Origin of the sequence: Succinivibrio faecicola, from assembly GCF_019448115.1 — a bacterium.
GTDB classification, from domain to species: Bacteria; Pseudomonadota; Gammaproteobacteria; order Enterobacterales; family Succinivibrionaceae; genus Succinivibrio; species Succinivibrio faecicola.
Genome location: NZ_JAGFNY010000004.1, coordinates 61,279 through 86,447, shown reverse-complemented (window position 1 = coordinate 86,447; position 25,169 = coordinate 61,279). Strand labels below are relative to the sequence as shown.

21 protein-coding genes and 1 tRNA gene are annotated in these 25,169 nt (G+C 36.6%); 6 read left to right on the top strand and 16 right to left on the bottom strand.

Annotated elements, in window-relative coordinates:
* Positions 1–88 precede the first annotated feature (88 nt).
* Positions 89–164 (top strand) — tRNA-Ala (locus J5V48_RS02610).
* A gap of 23 nt (positions 165–187) precedes the next feature.
* Here the strand turns inward: J5V48_RS02610 and J5V48_RS02605 are convergent.
* Positions 188–763, bottom strand: coding sequence for a GNAT family N-acetyltransferase (locus J5V48_RS02605; protein WP_219936806.1), 576 nt, complete (start codon positions 761–763; stop codon positions 188–190).
* A 150-nt stretch (positions 764–913) separates the two neighbouring features.
* Between J5V48_RS02605 and J5V48_RS02600 the strand changes: the two genes are divergently transcribed.
* A complete protein-coding gene (locus tag J5V48_RS02600; protein ID WP_219936804.1) occupies positions 914–2,251 on the top strand; it encodes a TolC family outer membrane protein in 1,338 nt (445 codons plus the stop codon).
* Between the two features lie 197 nt (positions 2,252–2,448).
* Here J5V48_RS02600 and J5V48_RS02595 read toward each other — a convergent pair whose 3' ends face one another.
* A complete protein-coding gene (locus J5V48_RS02595) occupies positions 2,449–3,855 on the bottom strand; it encodes an MFS transporter (RefSeq protein WP_219936801.1) in 1,407 nt (468 codons plus the stop codon).
* A gap of 233 nt (positions 3,856–4,088) precedes the next feature.
* Between J5V48_RS02595 and J5V48_RS02590 the strand changes: the two genes are divergently transcribed.
* Genes J5V48_RS02590 through J5V48_RS02580 form a run of 3 tightly spaced genes read left to right on the top strand, consistent with a single transcriptional unit; the run spans position 4,089 to position 6,926 of the window.
* Entirely contained in the window at positions 4,089–5,060 is a 972-nt protein-coding gene (locus J5V48_RS02590) for a KpsF/GutQ family sugar-phosphate isomerase (protein WP_219936797.1), read from the top strand.
* Between the two features lie 15 nt (positions 5,061–5,075).
* Positions 5,076–6,506, top strand: coding sequence for a bifunctional D-glycero-beta-D-manno-heptose-7-phosphate kinase/D-glycero-beta-D-manno-heptose 1-phosphate adenylyltransferase HldE (gene hldE, locus J5V48_RS02585; protein ID WP_219936795.1), 1,431 nt, complete (start codon positions 5,076–5,078; stop codon positions 6,504–6,506).
* Positions 6,507–6,926, top strand: coding sequence for a rhodanese-like domain-containing protein (locus J5V48_RS02580; protein WP_219936792.1), 420 nt, complete (start codon positions 6,507–6,509; stop codon positions 6,924–6,926).
* Between the two features lie 595 nt (positions 6,927–7,521).
* On the opposite strand, the gene J5V48_RS02575 is transcribed toward J5V48_RS02580, so the two are convergent.
* The 8 genes from J5V48_RS02575 to J5V48_RS02540 form a co-directional block, all read right to left on the bottom strand.
* Entirely contained in the window at positions 7,522–10,038 is a 2,517-nt protein-coding gene (locus J5V48_RS02575) for a glycogen/starch/alpha-glucan phosphorylase (protein WP_219936790.1), read from the bottom strand.
* A gap of 102 nt (positions 10,039–10,140) precedes the next feature.
* A complete protein-coding gene (gene flhB, locus J5V48_RS02570) occupies positions 10,141–11,268 on the bottom strand; it encodes a flagellar biosynthesis protein FlhB (protein WP_219936788.1) in 1,128 nt (375 codons plus the stop codon).
* A gap of 7 nt (positions 11,269–11,275) precedes the next feature.
* Positions 11,276–13,189: a DNA topoisomerase IV subunit B gene (gene parE, locus J5V48_RS02565; RefSeq protein ID WP_219936785.1), complete on the bottom strand. Its 1,914-nt coding sequence runs from the start codon at positions 13,187–13,189 to the stop codon at positions 11,276–11,278.
* A gap of 251 nt (positions 13,190–13,440) precedes the next feature.
* Complete coding sequence (locus J5V48_RS02560; RefSeq protein ID WP_219936783.1) at positions 13,441–14,757, bottom strand: sensor histidine kinase; 1,317 nt, start codon at positions 14,755–14,757, stop codon at positions 13,441–13,443.
* Between the two features lie 89 nt (positions 14,758–14,846).
* The gene (locus J5V48_RS02555; protein WP_219936781.1) at positions 14,847–15,530 is read right to left on the bottom strand and encodes a response regulator; all 684 of its coding nucleotides are present in this window, start codon (positions 15,528–15,530) and stop codon (positions 14,847–14,849) included.
* 139 nt (positions 15,531–15,669) lie between these two features.
* Positions 15,670–16,260 (bottom strand): YqiA/YcfP family alpha/beta fold hydrolase, encoded by a 591-nt coding sequence (locus J5V48_RS02550; RefSeq protein ID WP_219936779.1) that lies wholly within the window; start codon positions 16,258–16,260, stop codon positions 15,670–15,672.
* A complete protein-coding gene (cpdA, locus tag J5V48_RS02545) occupies positions 16,261–17,085 on the bottom strand; it encodes a 3',5'-cyclic-AMP phosphodiesterase (protein ID WP_219936777.1) in 825 nt (274 codons plus the stop codon).
* A 204-nt stretch (positions 17,086–17,289) separates the two neighbouring features.
* Positions 17,290–17,934, bottom strand: coding sequence for an NUDIX domain-containing protein (locus tag J5V48_RS02540; RefSeq protein WP_219936774.1), 645 nt, complete (start codon positions 17,932–17,934; stop codon positions 17,290–17,292).
* Positions 17,935–17,980: 46 nt separating this feature from the next.
* Here J5V48_RS02540 and J5V48_RS02535 point away from each other — a divergent pair, with 46 nt between their 5' ends.
* The gene (locus J5V48_RS02535; protein ID WP_219936772.1) at positions 17,981–19,321 is read left to right on the top strand and encodes a dihydroorotase; all 1,341 of its coding nucleotides are present in this window, start codon (positions 17,981–17,983) and stop codon (positions 19,319–19,321) included.
* 60 nt (positions 19,322–19,381) lie between these two features.
* Here the strand turns inward: J5V48_RS02535 and trpS are convergent, their stop codons facing one another.
* The 6 genes from trpS to J5V48_RS02505 are packed head-to-tail and all read right to left on the bottom strand — an operon-like array spanning position 19,382 to position 25,091.
* Positions 19,382–20,383 (bottom strand): tryptophan--tRNA ligase, encoded by a 1,002-nt coding sequence (gene trpS / locus J5V48_RS02530; RefSeq protein WP_219936770.1) that lies wholly within the window; start codon positions 20,381–20,383, stop codon positions 19,382–19,384.
* A gap of 3 nt (positions 20,384–20,386) precedes the next feature.
* Positions 20,387–21,079, bottom strand: a complete 693-nt coding sequence (locus tag J5V48_RS02525) for an HAD-IA family hydrolase (RefSeq protein WP_219936768.1) — start codon at positions 21,077–21,079, stop codon at positions 20,387–20,389.
* Entirely contained in the window at positions 21,072–21,746 is a 675-nt protein-coding gene (gene rpe, locus J5V48_RS02520; RefSeq protein WP_219936766.1) for a ribulose-phosphate 3-epimerase, read from the bottom strand. The genes J5V48_RS02525 and rpe overlap by 8 nt, the downstream gene beginning before the upstream one ends.
* Positions 21,743–23,482, bottom strand: a complete 1,740-nt coding sequence (locus J5V48_RS02515; RefSeq protein ID WP_219936763.1) for an AAA family ATPase — start codon at positions 23,480–23,482, stop codon at positions 21,743–21,745. The genes rpe and J5V48_RS02515 overlap by 4 nt, the downstream gene beginning before the upstream one ends.
* Complete coding sequence (gene aroB, locus J5V48_RS02510) at positions 23,482–24,570, bottom strand: 3-dehydroquinate synthase (protein WP_219936761.1); 1,089 nt, start codon at positions 24,568–24,570, stop codon at positions 23,482–23,484. The genes J5V48_RS02515 and aroB overlap by 1 nt, the downstream gene beginning before the upstream one ends.
* The gene (locus J5V48_RS02505) at positions 24,570–25,091 is read right to left on the bottom strand and encodes a shikimate kinase (protein WP_219936759.1); all 522 of its coding nucleotides are present in this window, start codon (positions 25,089–25,091) and stop codon (positions 24,570–24,572) included. Before J5V48_RS02505 ends, aroB begins: the two co-directional genes overlap by 1 nt.
* Between the last annotated feature and the right edge of the window lie 78 nt (positions 25,092–25,169).

Sequence of the window (25,169 nt, the reverse complement as noted above, 5' to 3'; positions counted from 1 at the left end):
GGGGTATAGCTCAGTTGGGAGAGCATCTGCTTTGCAAGCAGAGGGTCATCGGTTCGATCCCGTTTACCTCCACCATCTCATTATTTACGGGGTTATAGCTCAGTTGGGAGAGCGCTTGCATGGCATGCAAGAGGTCACCGGTTCGATCCCGGTTAGCTCCACCATCACCCCATTTCAAAACCAATTATTACAGATAGTATTCGTAGTATTCCTTATACTCAGTTCCATCAAATCCTATAAGACTATAATCTGATTTTCTAAAACCTAATGACAACAGTGCGCCTATCCTTTCTCTTGCACTGCTAATTGCCTTTGTTGCAATAATTTGTCCTTCATAATATTCCTTAGCATGCTCTATGAATATTAGTGCAAGCTCTCTTATATATTCTTTCCTTTCATATCTGCTTAAAAGATCAGCTCTCATTATTATGCAATTGTTAAAATGATCGTCTGCAAATCTTGTAAATAGCTCAACAGTTCCTATGGCAGTATTCGTTTGTCTGTCTACTATCGCATATCTTACGAAATATCTCTTTTCATAAGATTCAAACCAGAACTTCATAGCACTATTCATTCTATCGATAGTTTCATAGCAGAAATCGTCTCCATGACAATTATCAGAATTGAAAATAGGTTGCGCCATCTTATCTGAGTACACTTTTAATAGTGCTTCACAATCATCCGGTTTTATAAATCTGATATCAAAATTTTTTGTAGAATAGGAAGGAACTGATACAAAAATATCTTTTTCATTTACTGCCATTTTTATTCTTTGTCTGTTCTTTTAAGAATTCATTGCTCATAATTACTGACAATTATGAATTATTTGCTCAATAATATAAAAGTAAAACATAAAATTAGCGTAATCATCTTGATATAATTAGGCTAAGTAATTATATCTTGAGGTAAACAAATGAAATCTAAATTATCTACCTTGGCATTAGCACTTTTTGCATCTGCAAGTTTTTGTGCAAATGCAGCTGATTTAATGGATATCTACAAAGAAGCTCTACAAAGAGATACAGTTATTTCACAGGCAAAAGCAGAAGCACAAGCTGCTCATGCAAACCTTTCACAAGCTACTGCAGCATTATTACCTCAAATTGATGTTATAGGCTCAATTACCAAAACAAGAACAAGTACCTATAATGAATTTGGAGACAGAGCTAGCAACAAGAAGAGTGCTGCAACTGCAAATCTTTCACAGTCATTATGGAGACATTCTAACTGGGCTAACAGATCTATTGCTGAAAAAACAGCAACTGTAAAAGATCTTGCTTATGCTGATGCAATGCAGAATCTGATTGTCAGAGTATGTAACGCATACTTCAACGTTTTAAATGCAGCAGATAAGGTTAAGTTCCAGAAAGCAAATAATCTTGCATTAAAAAGACAGCTTGATGAAGCAGACAGAAGACTTCAGGTTGGTCTTATCGCAGAAACTGACAAGCTGGAAGCTCAGGCAGCATATGATTTATCAAATGCAGCTGTGATAGTAGCTGAAAATGATCTTATCAACTCTTATGAGGAGATAAGATTGCTTATCGGCAGACCACTTAGTGAAAAGGATCTAGCTGAGCTTGATACATCAAAATTCTCAACTCCTGTAGTTACAGATACTATCGTACAGCTTATAAAGAAAGCAGAAGAAAACAATCTGTCAATTCAGCAGAATATCATCTCAAGGGATATAGCTAAAGATCAGATCACTCTTGCCCGTTCTGGTCATGAACCAACTCTTGATCTTAATGCTAATGTTTCTACTGGATATACCTCATATACAAAGGAAAATCCGGCTGCAAATCTAGAGAATGGAAATGACTGGTCTAAATCAATTGGACTTACTCTGACTATTCCTATTTTCCACGGAGGTGCAACATCAGCAGAAGTTGATAAAGCACAGGCTCAGTATCTAATGGCTTCAGAATCTTTAGAAATGGCACATAGAAAGCTTATTGCTAATGTAAATAACAGCTATAACAATGTTAATGCTTCAATCAGCTCTGTAAAGGCATATAGCAATTCAGCAATTTCTGCTCAGTCTGCCTTAAACGCAACTATCGCAGGTTATGATGTTGGAACAAGAACAATGACTGATGTTCTAAATGCAACTCAAAATCTATATGATGCAATGCAAAAAGCTTCTGCTGCAAGATATCAGTATATCGTTTCAAGACTTTCTCTACTCTATTCACAGGGTGACTTAAAGGTAGAGCATGTTGAGCAGATTAACTTAGCTTTAAAAAAATAAAATTTTAAAGCAATAAAGGCTCATGCTAGTTTTTAGTATGAGCTTTTTTTTATGGGTAACACTGATTTATTTTGTACATAAGAAACTCTAGTTTTGCAGTTCAATCTTAACGAAAGAATTGCTTAAAAATGCGATCTAGCACCACATTTACAAGCCGATTTTTAGTTAAAACGAAACGCAAAACTTGAGTTACTTAACTACTTTTTATCAATAGCCTTTAATGAACGCTCATTGAATATAGTATTCTCCATCTGCTCTAACATCTGATCTTTTGTCTCTGGTATTACAACCTTAAGTACAACATACAAAATTGCACCTATGATAACAAAGAAGGAAATCATGAACTGAATACCTAAGTTATGCATTATTCTTGAGAATAGATACATACAAAGCATGATAGCTGCATAGCAAGTAATAAGACATACTGACAAACCAAATTCTCTTCCTTTTAAAGGTAAAAGTTCAGGGAGCAGTGTTGTAATGAATACATTTAGCAGTATTACAGATGAAAAGGAAAAAAGCAGAAGAATCAAGGCAAATGCATATGGTCCAAACTGTCTGTTCATTAGTGATAAAAGAATGAATAATGACAGCAGTAATACCTCATTAAACGTACATGCACCAAGCATTACAGCCTTATGACCAACCTTGTCTACTAGATATGAACTTAAAATAGATGCAAGAAGAATACCGATAAATATAGAGCCTATCAGTATATAGTTGAGTTCATATCTTTCATGTGGCATGAGTGAGCCTACAGCAGCATTGTAAATCTTACATAGGTCAGATGTCATCAAAGGTATGATTGCACATCCCTGAAAGAAAATTAAAAGTGCTGTTGATAAAAGGATCCATATAACAGAACGGTATACAGAGCTTTTAAAGAAAAGGTTGATACCTCTGTCTTCACCTAGAACACACTCATTGATAGCAGCTAGCTCTCTTGCAGCTTCTGAATTCTTGTTTCTAAGCTTAATCAGAACTGATAATGCTCTATCTGATGACTCTGATAAAGAAAGATATCTTGGACTTTCAGGAAGTCTTGCATATGCATAAAGAAGAACAGGAATGCAAAGAACAATAACTGACGACACAACCTCGATATTGCTACGTGCAATTACATTTCTTAATAAGAATGCGATTAAAAGGCCAAAACAGAAAAATACTCCAATAAGAGTTGAGCACGTACCCCTGCTAGATGAAGGTGCTAATTCAACCACATAACATGTAGAGGCCAAAAGATATATACCAAATGCGGCGCCTACGGCAAATTCTGATATAAAAAGAGTACTGAAAGTTGGAGACATTGCAGAAGTACTATGTCCAAGCACACCAATAATAAATGCACCTAGTATTGACTGAAGTCTTCCTGTCTGAGCAATGAGTCGGCCGCAGAGAAAAGAACCTACAAATGATCCTAACAAGAATGTATTTATCATGCTGTCAATGTCATAGATTTCCAACATAAAAATATTAACAAGACGTAGCTTGGTTGAAATCAGAGCACCTAAATTAAAACCAAATATGGTACACATCGCTGCAACTGTAATAATGTAGATATATACCTGATACTTAGTCTGATTATTAGTACTGTTCTGTCTCATATGTATGTATTCTCATAGGATATTTTTTATTGAATTATAGCTTACTTACATGTCAGGTAAAACAAGATAAGGACAATATGTCAGAAAATTTTAAATGCAACCTGAATTTTTGTTTTTGCAAAATGTCTTTACAGATAAATTAAAACATATTGTTAAGTATTATTTTCTTTTACCACCTCAATATATATAAAGTTTTGATAAAATATAGGGCAGTTATTTTTAGGAGTTATTCAATGTTTTCACAGTCATGTATCAGTGCCGGCATAAAAGTTTTAAGGCAGGAAGCTCAGGCTTTATTAGATCTAATCCCTGCAATTGATGAAAACTTTGTAAAAGCATGCCAGATTATGATGAACACCAAAGGAAAGGTTATTCTTACCGGTGTTGGTAAATCAGGTCATATTGCATCAAAGATAGCATCCACTCTGGCTAGTACCGGTACCCAATCATTTTTCGTTCAGGCAGGTGAAGCTGCACATGGCGATCTTGGTATGATTGGTAAGGATGACAGTGTAATTGCTATTTCAAATTCAGGCGAAGGCTCTGAATTAAAGATCCTAATCCCTATTCTCAAAAGAAGAGAGATTCCTCTGATTGCTATTGTAGGCAATGTTGATTCCTCTCTTGGAAAAGCAGCAAATGTTACATTGAGTGCTCATGTTGAAAAAGAAGCATGCCCTCTTAATCTTGCTCCAACATCAAGCTCTACAGCTGAACTTGCCATAGGTGATGCACTTGCTGTGGCACTGATTGAAGCTAGAGGCTTCACAGAACGTGACTTTGCAATGTCTCATCCAGGTGGAGCTTTAGGAAGAAGACTTCTTGTACACTGCCAGGATGTTATGCACAAAGGCACAGAAATTCCTGTTGTTCATGACAATGTAAAACTAAAAGATGCCCTTTTTGAAATGACAAGAAAAACTCTTGGTTTTATCTGCATTGTCAATGATTCAAATGAACTTGCCGGCGTTTATACTGATGGTGACCTGAGACGTTCTCTTGAGAAGGGAGCAACTATCAATACAGATATTAAAGAACTGATGAGTTCTACTGTTAGAGGTAAGGTAAAGGCAGACGATCTTGCAGCAGATGCTCTTGCACTCATGCACAAACTTAAGATTAACTCTCTTGTTGTTGTAGATGATGATAACCACCCAATAGGTGCTTTTAATCTTCATGATCTCATGCGTGCAGGAATTCTTTAATCAGGAAATAAGACTATGACAAATCAATCATTATCATTTACAGGAAAAGTTACAGTTGTTGGTGATGTAATGCTCGACAGCTACTGGAAAGGACCTAGCAGCAGAATATCACCTGAAGCACCAGTTCCTGTAGTCAGAGTTACTGATAAAGAAGACCGTGCTGGCGGTGCAGCAAACGTTGCTATCAATATCTCATCATTAGGTGCACCCTGTAATCTTGTTGGTATTGTCGGTGAAGATAAAAATGCTGAAATCCTTGAGAAAATTGTAAGATCACATCATATTTCTCCTGATTTTGTGCTTACTCAGACTCATCCAACAATTACAAAACTAAGAGTTCTTAGCAGAAACCAGCAGCTTTTAAGACTTGATTTTGAAGATTCTTTCTCAAATCTTGATGAAGATAAGATATTAAGAGCATTCGAAGATTCAATCAAAGATACAAAGGTGGTTATTTTCTCTGACTATGGTAAAGGATCTTTATCATGTGTAAGTAAAATGATTGAAATTGCATCAAAGTATAATCTTCCAACTTTAATCGATCCTAAGGGAACTGATTTCAAAAAGTATTCAGGTGCTACTCTACTTACCCCAAATATGTCTGAATTTGAGGCTGTTGTTGGAAAAGTAAAAAACGATGAAGATTTAGAACAAAAGGCATTAACTCTTATTGAAGAACTAAATCTCAAGATGCTCCTTGTAACAAGATCAGAAGATGGCATGTCTTTAATAAGACCAGGAATGAAAGCTGTCCATCTGCCTACATATGCTCGTGAAGTTTATGATGTTACAGGTGCAGGTGATACAGTTATCGGTACACTAGCAACATGTCTTGCTTCAGGTCTTGATATTGTTCAGTCATGCGAACTTGCTAACTGTGCTGCTGGAATTGTAGTTGGCAAGATTGGTACTTCAACTGTATCTCCTGCTGAATTATACAGCGCTCTTGGAAGAAACAATCCTGATGAGAAGTGTGGCTTAATAGGTGAAAATGAACTTGTTTCACTAGTTAGTGATCTGAAAAAACAGGGTAAAAAAGTTGTTATGACAAACGGATGCTTTGATATTCTGCACAAGGGCCATGTAACGTATCTAAAGCAGGCAAGAGCATTAGGTGATGCACTTATTATCGCTGTTAATTCAGATGCTTCAGTTTCAAGATTAAAAGGACCTACAAGACCTATCGTTCCACTTGAAGAGCGTATGGAGCTTCTTGCAGCACTAGGTTGTGTTGACTATGTTGTATCATTTGAGGAAGATACACCTCAAAGACTGATTTCAAGAGTTCTACCAAGCATATTAGTCAAAGGTGGAGACTATAAGGTTGAACAGATTGCAGGACATAAAGAAGTTCTTGCCGATGGTGGTAAAGTAATAATTATTCCATTTGTTGATGGATGCTCAACTACTAATATCGTCAAAAAAATTCAATCACAGGTAAAGTAAATGAATCGTATTAAAGGATTCCTTGCCGTAGTCTCATTAATATGTGGCTTATCATATATAGGAAATGCAATGGCTGAAAATACCTTTACAATCAACGCAGGCTACACAAAGATTGATCATCCTACTGCCTATTCTCTTATTGGCACAGGTAAAGTTGTATTAGTTGACGTTAGAGAGAAAGAAGAATTTGAAACTGGCTATATACCGGGAGCAAAACTTCTTCCTTTAGGCTCAATCAGTAAAGAGACAGCACAAGAAGTAATAGGATCCGATCTATCAAAACCTGTTGTTGTTTACTGCAGATCTGGTCGCCGTTCCAAAACAGCTGCAGACAAGCTGATTTCACTTGGATATTATTATGTTCTTGACGCAGGCGGAATAAGCACCTGGCCATACGAAAGAGCTTATCCTAAAAAATAAGCTAAGATTTGTAATGCATCAAAGCTGATACTAATAGTTATGACCAGAAAGTTGATCACTTAAGTTTCCAGGTCATGCTAACTGATTTTAAGGCTTGTTTCCAGAAATTAATTGGAGACAGGTCTTTTAACTTTTTACAAACTCTGTCAGCGTTGTACCAATTTTTATAACTTTAATTGCTGTTAATGCCATCTCAATTCGTCATTAGATCTATCATTAATAATTACCATTCCAAAGCCATATAAATCCACTCACCTATAGACATAAGTCTGTACAACACAAATTTCTTGAAATTCCTAATGCCCTACAAGTATATGCTGTTCCGAACCTTTTATGATCTTCAACAACTAGATGTTTTTCTTCATAAGTTAATTTCACAATCTCATACTTATCAATCATGCGATCAATAACAGGATTCATACTATTATTTGATTTTGTTTTGAATTTAAACTACACACAACAGCATTGCCTATGCGTGAATATATACTTATTGCTAACCTGCATATCAAGGTATTTTATTTATTAAATACTTATAGGCAAAAAAAATCCCCTAAACTTTAATTCAGGGGATTTATTAAACTTAACTAACTATGAATTAGTCAACATTCTTGCTCTGTAAGTTCCAAATATCACGAGCATAGTCGTGCATTGATCTGTCAGAGCTGAAGATACCCATTGTAGCAGAGTTAATCATAGCTGCCTTAGCCCAACGCTGCTTGTCCTTGAACATAGCCTGAGCTCTCTGGTGAGCATCCTTGTAAGAAGCAAAGTCTGCTAATACTAAGAATGGATCGCCATTGTCTAACAATGAGCGCTTGATTGATGATAATACACCTGGCTGACCTGGTGTGAAGTAATCGGTATCTAACCAATCAAGGATTGACTTAAGCTCTGAGTTAGAGTTGTAGTAATCCCATGAGTTGTAGCCGTTTGCCTTTAGTGACTGAACTTCTTCTACAGATAAACCGAAGATGATGTTGTTCTCAATACCAGCCTTCTCAACGATTTCGATGTTTGCACCGTCCATAGTACCTAATGTTAAAGCACCGTTCATTGCAAACTTCATGTTAGAAGTACCTGAAGCCTCATAACCTGCAGTTGAAATCTGCTCTGAGATATCAGCAGCTGGAATGATCTTCTCAGCTAAGCTTACGCGGTAGTTAGGTAAGAATACAACCTTTAACTTACCCTTGATGCGTAAGTCGTTGTTAATCTTGTCACCAACAGCGTTGATAGCATAGATGATGTCCTTAGCAAGTGTGTATGCAGGAGCAGCCTTAGCACCGAAGATGAATACCTGTGCAGGAATATCCATATCAGGATTCTCTAATAAGCTCTTATATAGAGATAAGATGTAAAGCAGATTTAAGTGCTGTCTCTTGTACTCGTGAAGACGCTTTACTTGAACGTCAAACATTGCGTTAGGATCAACATCAACACCTACTAACTCCTTGATGGTCTTGGCTAAAACAACCTTGTTGTCGTGCTTAACCTTCATGAAGCGGTCCTGATAATCCTTGTTATCAGCAAACTTCTTTAACTTTTCGCACTCATCTAAGTTTAGAGGCCAATCCTTACCTGAAACCTCATTGTAGATGTTTGCTAAACCTGGGTTACATGCTAATAACCAACGACGTGGGGTAACACCGTTTGTAACGTTGCAGAACTTGTTTGGCCATAACTCAGCATACTCTGGGAATAGGTCTTCCTTAACAAGCTTAGAGTGAATCTTAGCAACGCCGTTAACCTTACCTGATGTAATAACACATAGGTTAGCCATACGAACCTTACGGCACTCGCCTTCTTCGATAATTGAAAGCTTAGCCTTGATATCGTTGTTGCCAGGCCACTTCTTCTCAACAACATCGTTTAAGAAGTGATAGTTGATCTCATAGATGATCTCTAAGTGACGTGGTAATAACTTCTCGAAGATGTATACAGGCCACTTCTCTAATGCTTCTGGAAGCAGAGTGTGGTTGGTGTAGTTGAATGACTTCTGAGCAATATCCCATGCTGCGTCAAATGATAAGCCTTCCTCATCGATAAGAAGTCTCATTAACTCAGGAATTGCAATTGTTGGATGAGTATCGTTTAACTGGATAACGATCTTCTTTGCAAACTCTGAGTAGTCATGGTGATGAGTACGGTTGTAACGACGTAAAATATCACGTAATGAACATGCGCAGAAGAAGTACTGCTGAGTTAAACGTAATTCCTTACCAGCTTCAGTTGAATCGTTAGGATATAGAACCTTAGACACAGTCTCTGCAAGTGACTTTTCAGCCTGTGCATCAACATAACCACCAGCATTGAATACATCCCAGTTGAACTGCTCAGTTGAACGAGATTCCCATAAACGGAGAATTGCAACTGATGAACCACGGTAGCCAACTACAGGAATATCCCAAGGCACACCCTTGATGATTGTAGCAGGATGCCAAACAGAGCTTACAGAACCATCTGGAGCAGTCTGCTTGTCAACATAACCACCTAGTGGTACGTTCTGAATTGATTCTGGACGGCAAACCTCAAGTGGTGAACCGTATTCACGCCATGAATCTGGACGCTCAACCTGCTTACCACCACGGATTTCCTGACGGAATAAGCCGTTCTCATAGTGGATACCGTAACCTACACATGGATACTTGCAAGTTGCAAGAGAATCCATGAAACATGCAGCTAAACGGCCTAAACCACCATTACCTAAAGCCATATCTGGCTCTTCTTCACAAACTTCGTTGATATCTAAGCCTAACTCTTTTAAGGCATCACGTGCGATATCAAATTTTTCAAGATTGGTTAGATTATTGATAGTTAATCTACCCATTAAGAATTCTGCCGATAAGTAGTGAACTGCGCGAGTATCATTCTTAGCATGAGTTTCCTGAGTATCAGTCAATCTGCCGAAGATATCCTCATTAGCAGCTGCAACTACAGCCTGCCACCAAGCAAGCTTGCTTGCCTTTGCAGGAGATGTACCAATAGTGGTACGTAAGTGATTAAGAACTGAATCTTTGAATTTTGCAACGCTCTGCTTGTAATCTGCAGCTGGTGCAGCCTTTACAGCATTGCTTTGAGTTGTAGTTTTTTTAGGGGTACTTTTAGTTACCATATAAAAATTTCCTCATTAACACCCTTATAACCCTGATTATGACAAGTTTATTGCAAACTCAAATCAGAATTAGATCACATATTACACTATTTTTAAAAAAAATTAAAACCTTAATTCTTCAGGAATCGGTAAATTTTTATCAAGATCGCGAGGACGCTGATTGGTTTTACCTTCCTTAAAGGCTTTCATACCCATAACCCATGCCAGCAAAGATGCTACGGCTTTAAATAAACCTCTTGGAATCTCCTTGTTCAAATCTGTTGTATAGTACAAAGATCGTGCAAGAGGCGGGATAGGGATCACAGGAACGTCACTTTCTCGAGCAATTTCCTTTATCTTTTCTGCAATCTCATCTACTCCTTTTGCAACAACCAAAGGAGCGGTTTCTCCATCAGGATCATATTTTATGGCGACAGCAAAGTGAGTTGGGTTGGTAACCACAACGTCAGCAGTAGGAACATCCTGCATCATTCGTCTTGCAGCCATTTGGAACTGCAGCTGCTTGATTTTTCCTTTAATCTGAGGATTACCTTCTGTATCCTTATATTCGTCCTTAACTTCCTGCTTACTCATTCGAAGCTGCTTTAAGTAATGCCATTTCTGATAAGGAACATCTATCATGATTATAGGTATCATCGCGCATACAACGATAACCATAAACTGAAACAGAAGTGAAATTGCTCTTTTTATTCCAGCATGTGGATCAATATAAGACAGCCCCATTACCTCATGAATTCTGCCTGAAAGTGCAAAATAACAAAAAGATGCAATAAATACTACTTTGAATATGCCCTTAACAAGTTCAATAATTGAATTTAATGAAAAGATTCTGCCGATGCCTGTAACAGGATTTAACTTGTTGAATTTAGGCTTTAATGCTTCTTTTGAAAAGTTGTACCCGCCAATCATGATATTTCCTATGATTGCAAGCACAAAAACACAGAGTGCGATTCCAATAATTGGTATGCCAATAGACAGAATATTCTGTACAAATATTCGTCTGAATTCATCAACTGAATAAATCTGATCTCGAGTTAAGGAAAAGCTGTTCATGATAATCTGACGAAGGCCTGATCCTAATAAAGAGGAAAAGGCCCATATAGACAGAACACCACCTATCAGAACAAAGAAAGTACCAGCTTCTTTTGATCTTGGTACCTGACCTTTATTTCTGGCATCTGAAATTTTTTTACCAGTCGGTTGTTCTGTCTTGTCGTCGTTATCAGCCATAAGCTACCTAATCAAGCATATCAGCCTTATCACCGTTTTCTTCAAGCCACTGACGTCTATCTTCTGCTCTGCTCTTAGAGAAAAGCATGTCAAGAAGAGCAAAGGTATTATCATCAGACTCTGTAGTTAATGTTAACTTCATAAGGCGTCTAGAGTTTGGATCAATAGTTGTCTCTCTTAACTGAGCAGGATCCATCTCACCTAGACCTTTGAATCGCTGTACTACGATATTTTCAGCTTTTATACCCTTTCTTATAAGAGCTTTTTTCTTGCTTTCAAGTTCAGCTTCATCAAGGGCATACTCTTTAATTTTAGGACAATCAATTCTAAATAGTGGAGGACATGCCACATAAACATGACCTTCTCTTACAAGTCTTGTGAAGTGCTTAACAAAAAGAGCGCACAATAAGGTACCTATGTGCAGACCGTCAGAGTCCGCATCAGCTAGAATACAGATCTTGTCGTAGCGAAGACCATCTAATGAATCTGAATCAGGCTCAACACCGATTGCAATTGATATTGATCTGATAGCTTCTGATTCAAGAGCTTTTTGAGCATTAACCTCCCAGGTATTAAGAATTTTACCTCTTAAAGGAAGAATTGCCTGATAGCTTGAATCTCTAGCCTGTCTTGCAGAACCACCAGCAGAATCACCCTCTACTAAGAACAGTTCAGCACGACTTGGATCTGTTGATGTACAGTCAGATAGTTTTCCTGGAAGTGCAGGACCTTTACTTACTTTCTTTCTGTCTATAACTTTTGCCTGAGATTCTCTGCTTTTAGCTGAATCAATAATAAGATTGGCAATTACAGTTGCAACTTCAACATTTGAATTAAGCCATAAGGAGAATCTGTCATAAATAATGCCTTCAATAATTGAGGCAATATGTCTTGAGGAGAGTTTCTCTTTTGTCTGACCTGCAAACTGAGGATCACGCATCTTCAGTGACAGAACAAAAGAACAGTGATTCCATACGTCGTCTGCAACAAGTTTTAAATTTCTAGGCAGAAGATTGTGCAACTCACAAAATTCCTTTATCGCACCAGTAAGACCTGCTCTAAAACCATTTACATGAGTACCGCCATCAAAAGTAGGAATCAAGTTTACAAAGGATTCACCGATTGTGCGGGCACCAGCTTCAAGCTCCCAGCATACAGCCCATTCAACTTCCTCATCCTCATTTATAACCTCACCAGAGAAAGGAGGATTAGGCTCAACAACACGGCCACCTACAGAATTTGTAAGATAGTTAGTAAGATTACCAGAATAAGACCAGCTTTCCTTTGTATCATGCACTCTGTCCTCAAAATTGATTGTAAGACCTTTACATAATACAGCCTTTGCCTTTAACAGATGCTTTAGCAGTGAAACATCAAACTTTACATCATCAAAGTATGGATCATCAGGCCAGAAGTGAACAGATGTACCAGTCTCTTTTTTAAGACACGTGCCAATCTCTGACAGCTCACGAACCTTATTGCCATTTGCATATTCTATTTCATAGACAATTCCGTTTCTCTTTACAGTTGCTACAAGCTTTTTAGAAAGAGCATTAACAACAGATACGCCAACTCCATGAAGACCGCCTGAGAATTTATAGGCCTTAGAATCAAATTTGCCACCGGCATGAAGCTTTGTAAGAATAAGCTCAATAGCTGGGATCTTCTCTGTTGGATGAATATCTACAGGCATGCCTCGGCCGTTATCAGTTACCATAAGTGACTGATCTTCAAACAGAACAACATCTATCACAGTAGCATATCCTGCAACTGCCTCATCAACGCTGTTATCAATTACCTCCATACCCAGATGATTTGGATTCTGAGTATCTGTATACATACCTGGACGGCGTCTTACAGGTTCAAGTCCCTTGAGAACCTCAATAACATTGCCGGAATATTCGTTTTCGTTTGTGGCCATACTTTGATTATCTTGTTTTTATGAATTAATTGTCTTAAAAAAGAATAAGACACAATTGAGTTTATTGCAAAGCAATGAAGTTATAAATGTTATCAATATTGATTATATTTTGACTAGTGTCGTATTGAAGCTTTTAGAATAAGAAAAATATAAAATCAGCTTCTATTTTTTCATTTTATCACTATAAAAATAGTTAGATAAGTGCATATATTCAAAATGAAAAAAAAATAAAGAGCTGATTATTTGAACTATTAATCATATGTCTTGTAATACTGACATAGACTTACAGTTGCCATAAGACCGCTGTTGTGCTGATTTTTAAGCTTGATGGTTGCTGATATCTCATCGCATAGTGATTTTACAATCGCAAGACCAAGACCAGTTCCTTCTATCTTTGCCGTATCACCACCGATTCTGTAAAAGGCATTGAATACCTTATTCAGACTCTTTTCGCTGATTCCAGGTCCGCTATCCTTAATGATAATTGAAACTACAGTTCCACTCTTTTCACAAAGAATATCGCACACACCGCCGTTAGGAGTATATTTAAGTGCATTACTTACAAGATTTAAGATGATCTGTTTTAATTTGCTTCTATCTGTATATAAAGTTAAAGAGCAATTTCCAACAAGACCTAAATCAATGTCCTTTTCATCTGCAATATAACCAATTTCATCGATGACCTCGATAAACAGTGACTTAAGATCAAAAGAAACGAGTTTTAACTCTCTTCCACATTGAGAACGGGCGTACTCAAGCAGATCATTTGTAAGTTTTCTCTGTCTGCTGATTGCAAGTTTTAACTGCTCTATCTTTTCAGCTTCATCTGCAGGAATCAAACTTAAATCCAGGGACTGAGCCTGAAGAGAAATTGCAGTAAGAGGAGTTCTCATTTCATGAGCTGCATCTGCAATAAACCTTCTCTCATTTTGCAATGCACCATGGGTTTTATCAAAAAGATTATTGATAGCACCGATAAAAGCATCAAGTTCAGATGGTAACTTGTCCTTTTCAACAGGTGTCAAATCACTTTCTTTTCTTGAGTTAAGCTCTTTTGCAAGTCTGTTTACAGGAATAAACATGATGTTCACAAAGACAATTACACTTGGAACATAAAGAGCAATCAGTAGTAAGAATTCAACAAAGGAAGACAAAAGTGCTCTGCTTACGATTGCTTCCATAAGATCAAATGGTCTTGCTACAACAAATCTGATACCTGAATGATTAGTTGCAACCAGCGCTCTTACTCTTCTGTCATTGATAAGAACAGAATATAAGCCATCTTTTACATTAGGAGGAAAATATACAGCCTCGCCTTTAGGAGGAATAAGCGGAGCTACTATAATTTCCTGATGTTTATCAAACAGGTCATTTAATGTGGGAATAGGCAGAAATGACTTGGATTTTTCTTTTTTCTCAGAAAAAAGAATATTTCCGTTTAAATCAGTAAAAACATTGCGTTTAGCAGTGTTTCCACGCCATGATTTAGGCAAAATAACATTGTAGTTGATGATTACGCTTGAAATCTGAGCAAGCTCTTCATCAACATAGTCACCAAAAGAAGACATGGCCTTATTGTATGAGCGATAACAGCTAAATGCTGTAAAGCATATACCAATAATGACCAGTATCAGGCAAAGTTTAAAGCGTAAGGATCTTATGAATTTCCTTTGACGACTTTCCAACCTACACCTCTAACATTTTTAATATTTGCTGCGCCTACCTTCTTTCTGATATTGTGAATGATGAATTCAATTGCGTTTGATTCAACTTCTTCACCAAAAGCATAGATCTTATCTTCAATGCTCTCTCTTGATAATACAGTACCTGGTCTTCTTAACAGAGCTTCTAGCAAAGCATATTCACGTGATGTTAAAGAATGATTCTTTACAGAGCCATCTTCTTCTTTAACAGAAACCTCATGAGACAGAGGATCAAGTGTCAGTATTCCATTAGAAAGTGTTGTAACATCTTCGCTAACAATCGATCGTCTTGTAACTGCACGAATTCTTGCAAGAACCTCAACAAGATCAAATGGCTTTACAACATAGTCATCAGCACCAATATCAAGGCCCTGAACTCTATCGTCAAGACCATCTCTTGCCGTAATGATTATTACAGGAGTCTTGTTGCCTTCCTTTCTCCAGGTCTTTAAAAGTTCAACACCATCAATACCTGGTAAACCAAGATCTAGCAGAATACAATCATAATCTACATCGCATGGAAGATATCTTGCATCTTTACCATCAAAAATGCAGTCTACAGCATAAGCATTGGCCTTTAAACCAGCTTCAATGCCTTTTGATATCTGAGCATCGTCTTCTACAACTAAAATTCTCATATCAATCCCTGAAAAAACGTATTAGGTTATTTTAATCTTGTTTACTTAGCATTGTTTTAGGGTCATTATTTTATCAGTTAGACAAAGTTCACAATGGAATTTGACAGAAGACCTAAAGCAAGTTTGCAAAAAGAAAAGCTTAATATTCTTTGAAAAATTCAACAATCTGTTTGATGCATTTTTCAAAATTATCATATGTGTGAGAGCCACCACTTTCAATATTAACGAATGCGTCTTTGAAAAATAACTTAGCCTTTTTGTAATCTAGAACCTCATCACCTGTCTGAAGATATACTGAGGTTTTCTTTGGATTATATTCTTTTATACTCTGCTCAAGCTCTTTAAGATATTCAATATCTTCATTGGTAATTTTGAATTTTTCATGTGTATCAAAATTCTCAAGAAGTACATTTATAAGTGAATGCTCAATACAGAATTCAGATGGATAAATACAAGGATTTACAAGAGCAATTTTTAAATCAAATTCAATTTGCAAAACCAGAGAGAAAAAACCTCCCATAGAGCTGCCAACCAAATAAAGTTCTGTTCCTTTCTTTATTTCATTCTTTACAAAGCCTTTAAGAAAATCTACAGCTTTGTGTATATCGTCAGGAAAATCCAAGGATACAAATTCGATATTTGGATACTGATTTGATAATTCGTTTTTGAGTATTGTGGCTTTTCTTGCCTTTGAGCTTGATTGAAAACCATGTAGATAAGCAATTTTCATTTAGTAGCCATCAACATTGTCGTTTGGAATAAAAATATTGTTTTCTAAGCGATATACGGTAGTTTGTATAGAACCATCTGGTCTGAATGTGAGGTATCTCCAGCCAGGAGCAAGATTATCAAGAGCAAAATCATTTGATTTTGGCATGAACTGAATAGAAGTTGATGGAGTTGCAATATACCTAATATCTCTAACCGTTTCATCAAATTCCTGATGAATATGACCAGTTATAACAGCCTTAACCCTATGTAGTCTTCTGATATATGTATTAAACTCATCAGAATTATGCATTGTCTGTGTATCAAGCCATGCTGAATTTACAAGCATTGGCATATGATGAACAAGAAGTGCCATATGCTGTTCTGGATTGCGCTTTTGACAGAATGCAGCATAATCCAACTGCTTTCTTTCTATCCAACCATGAGGAACAGCATAAACTTCAGAATTCAAGAATACAAACTGCCAGCTTGGAGTAATTACATTTTTAGCAATGTTAACACCAAGATCTTCAAAAATTCTGTACATTAAAGGACCATCATCATGGTTACCAGGAAGGAAAAAAACTGGTTTTCCAAGAAAACTGATGAGCTTTGCAAAATGCTCGTAAGAGGTAACAGAATAATCCTGGCTGATGTCACCTGTGAAGGCAATGAAATCGTAATCGAAATTCTGTGCTTTAATTGCGTTTAAAACAGCATCAAAACTTTTATATGTGTTTACACCAAGAAGATCCTTGTTTTTATCAGCAAAAAGATGACAGTCTGTAAGTTGTAAAACTTTTACAGATCCATCATTAGCCGAAGGAGTTAAATATCTTGGAGCCATATCAAAGCCTAGTTAACACACACAGTATAAAATTTTATGGTAATTTATTACAAAAAAAAATGCACTTTGTTGCATTTTTCATAAAAAACCACCTTCAGAATTTTGCGCAAAGAATAGTAGTAAAAATCAATAAAATCAATATGTAAACATTTTCTTTTCATTTAGAATCTAAATTTGTTTATTATTTTGTGATATATATTACGTTTATCTGAAAATTTGTTTCACTTTTTCTTTTTCAATCAGAAGATACTGTATTGCAAGAATTGTTACTGCATTTTTGATTCTGCCAAGACCAATCTGCTTGTATGCTTCTGTTAATGGTGCTTTAAATACGCGAATATCCTCACCTTCTACATCAAGACCACCATGATTTCCAAGTCCTGACAGATCGGTATTTGCTATAAATACAGTTGTCTTTTCAGAAGCTCCGCCTGGAGTTGCGTACTCTTCGCAGATTCTTAGAAGCTTATCTTCTGATATACTGACACCAATTTCCTCTTTTAACTCTCTGATTGCGGAAATCTCTGGTCTTTCATTACCATCAATCATTCCTGCTACTATCTCTATTAACCAAGGAGAGTCAGAATCATTTAATGCACCGATTCTGAACTGTTCAATAAGAGCAATCTCATCTGTTTTCACATCATATGCAAGAACAGCGACTGCATCTGCATCTCTTTCAAACACTTCGCGTCTGAAAACTTTAGACTCAGTTCCATCAAATCTGCTATATGAAACATCATAAGCGTCTATTGCAAAATACTGTTTGAATAAGCGCTCTTTTTTATGAACCATAACATTTTTCTTGTTGAAACGGTGTTTAAATAAATTATCAGTATTATTTGCCATAATATATTTCAGATCCGATACAATACAGTGAAAACATGGAGCAATTATGAACAGAATACTTTTAAAGAATGCTCTGCTTATTACCCCAGAGCGTATTATACGAAATGATCTTCTAATTGAAGAAAAAAGAATAGCTAAAATTGATAGAAACATCATTGATAATGATGCACAAATTTTAGACTGTCATGAGTATATTGTTTTTCCAGGCCTTATAGATGAGCATGTTCACTTCAGACAGCCAGGTATGGAACATAAGGCAACCATTGAGTCTGAAAGCCGAGCATGTGTACTTGGTGGTGTCACATCCTATCTTGATATGCCTAACAACTCACCCTCATGCACAACCATGAAGATGATTAATGAAAAGAAAGCTATTGCAGCAAAGGACTCCCTTGCAAACTATGGTTTCTATCTTGGAGCTGATGATAAGAATATTGATGAAATTGCAAATGCGCCTGTAAGAGAAATTGCTGGTATCAAGGTGTTTATGGGCTCATCAACAGGAAGTCTGCTAGTTGAAGATGAAAAGAAACTTACAACTATTTTCGAAAAGGCAAAAACAATTATCTGTCTTCACTGTGAGGACACGAAAACAATTCTTGATAATGAGAAAATTGCAAAAGCAACTTATGGTGAAAATGTGCCATTCTCTATGCATCCTGTTATCAGAAACAGAGACTGCTGCATTAAATCAAGTGCACTTGCAATAGAAATTGCTAAAAAGACAGGAGCTAGAATTCATATTATGCATCTGTCCACTAAAGATGAAGTCAATATGCTTGCCGAATATATGTATGGAGATGTTGTTACAAGACAGATCTCTGCTGAAGCCTGCATTCCTCACCTTTGCTTCTCTGATTTTGATTATCAAAGAAAAGGTGCTTATCTTAAGTGCAATCCTTCAGTTAAATATGAGATAGACAGACGCGCTCTTGTAAATGGTCTTGAAAAAGGAATTATCACAACTGTTGCAACCGATCATGCTCCACATGAAAAAGCAGCAAAAGAAGGGACATACTTTAAATGTGCTTCAGGTCTTCCTTCAGTTCAGTTCTCGCTACAGAGTCTTTTAGAACTGTACAAACAGCATGAGATCACATTAGAGACAATTGCAAAAGTTACCTCTACTAATGTTGCAAAACGATTCCACATCAAGGATAGAGGTGCAATTAAAGAAGGTTATTTTGCAGATCTTGCAATTGTAAATCTGTCAGAGAGAAATACTGTTTGTGAAGATGATATTGCATCAAAATGCAAATGGTCACCTTTTACAGGTGAAACATTCTCATCAAAGATTGTTCATACTATTGTAAATGGAGAACTTGTAGTTAAAGATTCAAAGATAGTTTCTGATGCTAAAGGAATGGCCCTTGAATTTGACAGATAGGATTACTGTTATCTAGAACATATAAATCTGCTGTAGGATCTACAGCAGATTTTTTATTAACTAATATAAGTAGAAACCAATCTTCTTATATACGTCCTCTAAAGTCTTTTCAGCTCTTTCAGATGCTTTCTTTGCACCATCCTTTAAAACTTCGTTCAGATATGAAACATCCTGTCTGATTTCCTTGTAACGCTGCTGAACAGGCTCAAGCATAGCAACAACAGCTTCACCAACCTCACACTTGAATGTGCCATACATCTGACCTTTGTATTTTTCAACGAGATCTTCAACAGGTGTTCCTGTTGATGCTGATAAAATCTCAAGAAGATTTGAAACACCAGGCTTGTTCTCCCAGTCATATGCAATTACAGGTGGATTGTCACTATCAGTAACTGCTTTTTTCATCTTCTTTAAGATTGACTTTGGATCTTCTAGAATTCTGATTACATTATTCTGGTTGTCATCAGATTTTGACATCTTCTTTAAAGGCTCCTGTAAAGACATAACACGAGCACCTGCTTTTGGGAAATAACCTTTTGGAAGAGTGAAGGTCTGACCGTAAATATTATTGAAGCGGGTTGCGATGTCGCGAGTGATCTCAATGTGCTGTTTCTGATCATCACCTACAGGAACTAGATCTGCCTGATATAAAAGAATATCTGCAGCCATTAGTACAGGATAGTCAAATAAACCTGCTGTAACATTATCAGCATAGCGCTTTGATTTATCCTTATACTGAGTCATACGGTTAAGCTCACCTACCTGAGTATAACAGTTAAGTACCCATGATAACTGGCAATGAGCAGGAACATGTGACTGTAAAAAAATTGTGCTCTTGTTAGGATCAACACCAGCTGCAATAAATAAAGCAAGAGTGTTTAATGAACGATCGAGCAGCTCCTTTGGATCCTGTCTTACAGTAATGGCATGCTCATTAACAACGCAGTAGATACATTCGTAATCATCCTGCAACTGAACCCAGTTTCTTAAAGAACCGATGTAATTACCTACTGATAGTTCTCCTGATGGCTGGATTCCAGAAAAAATAATTTCCTTAGACATTTTTTAACCTATTTGTTTAATTATAAAATCTGTCAAATCGTTAAAGTTATCAAAACGATAATCAAAATGCAGCTCTTTTTCATCAAGGCGATTATAGCCGTATGATAAAAAAGCTGTTTTAACTCCTGCTCTTTGTCCTGCAAGAATATCATTGTTTGAATCACCTATCATTAAGGCATTCTCTTTTTTGATATTCAGTTTTTCTAATGTATATTCAAGAGGATAAGGATCAGGTTTTCTTTTACTTAAAACTTCGCCTGCTAGAATAAAATCAAACTTATCGTAAATTCCCATATGTTTTAGCAATGGAATTGCAAACATATGTGGTTTATTTGTAACAACAGCAAGTTTTAAATTCTTGCTTTTAAAGAGTTCTAACCCATTTGTTACACCATCATAAAGGCGATAATTCTCACTAAGGCCCTTTGTATATTTTTCATTGAACACTTCTCGGGCTCTTTTGAAAAGTGTTGTATCAATATCCTCTACTTTTGCATCAAAGCTACCCTTTATGCAACGCGCAAGTAACATATTGACTCCGTTGCCAACGTAGTCCTTGACCTGTTCAAGTAAAGGAGGATTCAGACCAATTGCCTCAACAGCTTGCTTTGAGGCTTTTGCAAGCTGCACTACTGTATCTGCAAGAGTACCGTCAAGATCAAACAGTAGTGCCTCTAATTTGAATGAATTAGGCATTTAATGCACTGTGCAGATTGTCAATTGCAACTTTCTTGTCATCAGCTCCGAAGAAAGCAGAGCCTACAACAAAAACTTCAGCTCCATAAGATTCAATTTCCTTGATGTTGCTGTCTTTTACGCCTCCATCAACTTCAATAAAGATATCCTTATTAGCTTTCTGAATCTGAGCTTTAATCTTAGCAACCTTATTTAAGGTTGAAGGTATTGTCTTCTGTCCGCCAAAGCCTGGATTTACAGTCATAACAAGAACAAAATCAAGATCATCTAATAGATACTCAAGAAGTTCTGGAGCAGTAGATGGATTTAAGGCAATACCAGCCTTAACATTCTTTGATCTGATATATGTAAGCATACGGTGGGTATGAATACATGCCTCAGGATGGAATGAAATCCAGCTTGCACCTGCATCTATATAATCATCAACGATTTCTGGAGTTACAGGATCAATCATTAAATGAACATCAAAAACCGCATTTGGGAATTTATGATGCATTGCTTTTAAAAATGCAGGGCCGAAGGTCATATTTGGTACAAAATGATAATCCATTACATCAAAATGGATAACATCAACACCAACATTCAGAGCCTCTTCAACATCTCTTTGTAAATTTAATAGATCTGCAGATAAAATTGATCCTGCAATTAAAAAGCGCTTATCTTTCACTTTAACTTCATCTCTTGTTGAACTTTGCCAAAGGTTTTTATGAAAGGTCCTGCCTTCTTAACTTTTTCTGGTAAAGAAGAAACAGTCTTCAAGCCTTCCCTGGCAGTTAAATAATCACCGGTAATCAGAACATACCATAGTTTACCATTTCGTCTTGTCTGATAAATATGGTATTTGCCTGAAATAGTATCAGCTACATCAAGTAATGGTGCCTTGCTGTAACTTGCAAATATCTGCAAAGTATAGTGTCTTGGATTCTTTTTTAAAAGCTCATCCTCACTTCCTGCAACAGATTTTTCCTTTTTTACCTTTGTTTGTTGCTTTTTGGCTTTTTCAGTCTTTTTAACAGCTACGCTCTTGTCTGAAGCTGATTGCTGCACTTTTTTATCTTCTTTTGCTACCTGATTATTATCAGCTAACTTATTATCATTTTTAGCATTTTCTGACTGCTTTTTCTTAAGTGATTCTAAAGCCATCTTGTCTGCTAATGCTTCTTGTTGCTGTTTTTTTATGAGAGCATCCTCATGTTCAATCTGATCTTTGTAAAGAGCATTATCAGCTCTTGTAAGATAGCCAGATTGTGCATTTACCTTAGATCCTCCCAATCCTTGCCTGGGATCGTCAACTTTTTCGCCACTTGAATTCTCAATAGCGTCTAAAGTTTCTCCCTGCAAGGTAACCTCATTTTTAGTTGTCTTCTCAAGGCCTTGAGTTTCCACTCCGCCTTCAATCTTATCAAGAAGCTCGCCGTTATCATCAACAACGGTCTTTGCATCTCCCTTTTGAGCATCTGCCTTGATGGAAGATACAGATCCTGCAGACACTGCTAAAGGATCGTCAGCTACAGTTGATGTCTGATTTGAATTGCTCTGAACATCTTCAACCTTAACAGGTTCAGCTTTCTTATTTATAGCATCTTTTGAACTTAAAATTACAGGAAGAAGGCAGGCTACTACAATAGCAAGGCAGATAAGAGAAATAAAAATCGCAGTCAGATTCTTTTTAGAACCAGATGCAGCCTTTTTCTCTACAACAGACTCTTTTTGCTCATTTTCTACTTGAGTTGGATCAGACATAAGTTTCTCCGTTAGTTTGATTATCTTTCCAATATTACCATCACAACTTTGAATAGCTTTTGGAAGCTTAGGTAATATTGCTTCATAAACATTATTTAATTGTGAAAATTCAAATCTTTTTTTACAAAGCTCTAAGGCTTCTTCAACGCCGATGTATGGAATAGCAACCTCTTCAATAGAAAGATTCTTGTCTGTATTCTTGTATCCTTTAGTCTCAAGCCATAAAGGATGAGCCGTAATAAGAAAAGAGAATCTTCTAGTACCTAATGAACGCTTGTACAAAGAAAAGATTTCATCTGCAAAAGAACTTACAACAAGATCGATATCATCAATAACGATCAGGACTTTTTCTCTTACAGGTACTGATGCTTTCTTTATGCTGTTTTCAATAGATTCAGATGCATCCCATTTATCTTGTGAGCACAGCTGCTGTAACAACAGTGTTCTTAGTTTTTCAAGTTCCATTTCCCTCGAACATGGAATAAAAACAGTAGTAAAGCGATTATCAAGAGAATTGATAACATGCTCTAGGACTGTTGTTCTTCCTGAACCTTGATTACCTGAAAGAACAACAAAATTGTCTCCATAAGAAAACAGAGTGCCAACCTTGCCTGCACAGTCAAGTAAAGATTTTGGAACAGAAAAACCTAAATATGCCATTATTCAGCCTTTAAAGAGTTTACTAAAGCTACTACTTCAGCATCATCAACATCTGAGAATATCTTAACAGAGCCGATAGCAGTTGGCAGTACATATCTTATAATACCGTGACGTACCTTCTTATCATGACGCATATGTTTGATAAAATCGTCACCGCTCATGCACTCAGGTATGCTTACAGGAAGTTTTGCCTTTTTGCAAAGATCTTTCATTGAATCGAAATCGTCTTTACTGATAAGACCTCTTTTTAGTGAAAGTGCAGATGCTATCACCATACCTAAACCTACAGCTTCTCCATGAAGCCAGGTACCAAAGCCAAGATGAGCTTCAATTGCATGACCGAATGTATGGCCATAATTTAAAATAGCTCTTAGGCCGTGTTCTTTTTCATCTTCTGATACAACTGAAGATTTCACCTCACAGCACTTTTTAACAATGGTATGAAGAGTATCTAAATCATCAGAAAATACTTTTTGTATATTCTGTGTCAGAAAATCATAAAATGCTCTATCATAAATAATTGCTGTCTTTACAACTTCACCTAAACCTGCAGTTAATTCCTTTTCAGGTAAGGTTTTTAAACAATCTAAAGATGCAATTACAGCCTTAGGCTGATAGAAAGCACCTATCATGTTTTTGCCAAGAGGATGATTGATAGCTGTTTTTCCACCTACAGAAGAATCAACCATTGCAAGAAGAGTTGTTGGGATCTGAACAAATGGAATGCCTCTTTGATAGGCAGATGCTGCAAATCCTGCCATATCGCCTACAACACCACCACCTAAAGCGATAATAGCACTGTCTCTACCATAGGCATTTTCCATAAGAGCAGTAAGGATCTGCCACCATGATTCAACAGTTTTGTATGATTCACCGTCTTTTAAGATGCAGCTTTTTACGTTAAAGCCTTCAGCTTCAAGCTCTTTTTGCAGTCTTTGTAAATATAAAGGAGCTACAGTCTCATTAGTTACAACCATCAGATCTTTGATTTTTGGTAAAGCCTTTGACACTAATGGACCGTAATTAATCTCATTTCCAATATAAATTGGATATGATCTTGTATCTAAACCTACTGTAATGGTTTCCATTATGATTCCCTGATTTTTTCTATAATTGTTTCTACGCAGTCATGTATATCCATTTTTCCAGAATCAATGGTTATATCAGCACACTCTTTGTATAAAGGATCTCTTTTACTGAAAATGTCTGCAAGACGCTGACGTCTATCATCAACATTCAGCATCGGTCTGTTATTATCATGACTGGTTCTTAAATACTGGGTATCCACATCAGCTAGCAGATATACAACAATACCGTTTTCCTTTAAAAGTTTTCTGTTTAGTTCTCTTCCGATGATTCCACCACCGGTTGCAATAACAGCATCATATTTCAGACATTTTTCAAGAACTACAGATTCAATATTTCTGAATTCTTCTTCGCCTTTAGTTGCAAAAATATCAGGAATACTCATCTTTGCATAACGGACAATTTCCTCATCCACATCCAAAAAAGCTTTTTCTGACACTAATGCAAGAGACTTGCCAATACTGCTCTTTCCAGCCCCCATAGGGCCTATTAAAATAATTCTTTCTTTTTTATCAAATGACATCGTTAAATACCTTGAAAATCTGAAAGAATTTTAAACTATTTTTGTATTTTGTCCTATGACTTTGAAGAAAAATACTGA